The sequence below is a fragment of the Alkaliphilus transvaalensis ATCC 700919 genome (assembly GCF_000621485.1).
In the GTDB taxonomy this organism is placed as follows: domain Bacteria; phylum Bacillota; class Clostridia; order Peptostreptococcales; family Natronincolaceae; genus Alkaliphilus; species Alkaliphilus transvaalensis.
Genome location: NZ_JHYF01000040.1, coordinates 1 through 1,382, shown reverse-complemented (window position 1 = coordinate 1,382; position 1,382 = coordinate 1). Strand labels below are relative to the sequence as shown.

At 36.8% G+C, this 1,382-nt stretch carries 2 protein-coding genes; both read right to left on the bottom strand.

What is annotated here, in order from left to right; translation table 11 throughout:
- The coding region (locus T335_RS0115335; RefSeq protein WP_026478317.1) for a hypothetical protein at positions 1–655 on the bottom strand (655 nt) is incomplete at its 3' end.
- Between the two features lie 19 nt (positions 656–674).
- The coding region (locus tag T335_RS0115330; RefSeq protein ID WP_026478316.1) for a copper amine oxidase N-terminal domain-containing protein at positions 675–1,382 on the bottom strand (708 nt) is incomplete at its 5' end.

Below are 1,382 nucleotides of genomic sequence, written 5' to 3'. Positions count from 1 at the left end.
GGTCTGTAGAGTCGCTATTATAGTACATCCAAAAGGTATGAAGGTTCTTAGGGGCCTGTCTATTGATTGTGTAGTTGTTAAAGGTTGACATGAGGCTAGTCTTAGGGGCATTTGATTCAGCTTCTAATTCTACTTTAATTAGAATAGGTAGAAAAGTTCTATACCCTTCTACATTTTCATGAATTGCTTGGGTAGCTTCATCTGTAATTTCCAATGGTTCATCTGCATTTAGATTCGCATTTACTGTTACTGTAAAAGATACTTCTCGACCCCCAATTCCTTGTAGGTTGCTTACTGCAGGTGATACATTTGTAGAAGAACGATCTTTGTATTTCTCCCATACTTCACCCCTGGACTTTATTATATGTTCTTCAGGAGTCCCCTTGTAAGCACTTACAGAGACATTCTTTATTTTTCTTCCTTCAATGTTATTAAATACATAGTTTTGATGAACTGCAACAAGAGAACCTCCAAAAGGATCTTTATTGTTTTGCCATGTCTTGCCATCGGAATGGATCCAGGCATCATGATACATCATACCTACAAAATATCTCACGTCACCTACTTCGTTATAGTTCCTAGCTTCAGCTCTAGTTATTGAAAAAGATACTATTAACATGGTGCATATTAGAAAAACCAAACCTCTTTTTATCATTACTACCTCCTACCTCCGTCTATTTAAAAGGATTTTCTAAAGCTACAGCAATACTACTTGTAACCGTTCTAAACACAATGTACTCAGCTTGATGAAGTTTGTAGTCCTCAAAATTAGGGTCAAATCCTCTGTCTCCACCACCAACAACTGAGTATTCTACACTTCTCTTGCCAACACCTAAGTCTTTGTTGAATTGAACATAAGGGCTACGAAGCCTTGAACTATCATCTCCACTTACAAATAAAAAGTCTAGACCAGTATCATTGGGAGCTGAAGAAGGTGTGTTTTGTATCACCCTCAATGAACGATTATCGTTAAATGCTTCAATATCGTAAATGATAGTTTCTCCCACTTGGAAGGGCAAATCTGCCTTTTTAATAAAAACAACTTCTGAATAGGTTGGTAATAAACGATTATTTCCAGTTCGTGTATTAACAAATAAGTCTCCAAAAGATTCAACTTTTTCTACCTTAAGGTTAAGACTCTCTATTGTGTTATACTTTACTTCAACAATCTCTCCACCTGTGTAGATATCAACAACTGAAGTTTTGCTATTCCAATCTACCTTTGCCCCTAAAGCTTCACTAACAAATCTAAGAGGTACAAAGGTCCTTCCCCCTACTAACTTAGCGGGGACATCTAGGGTAATTGCTTGTCCGTTTACTAGAGGGCGAATATTACCTATTTCAAGTCTTATATCTTTATCTTCACCTTGAATAGTGACTTC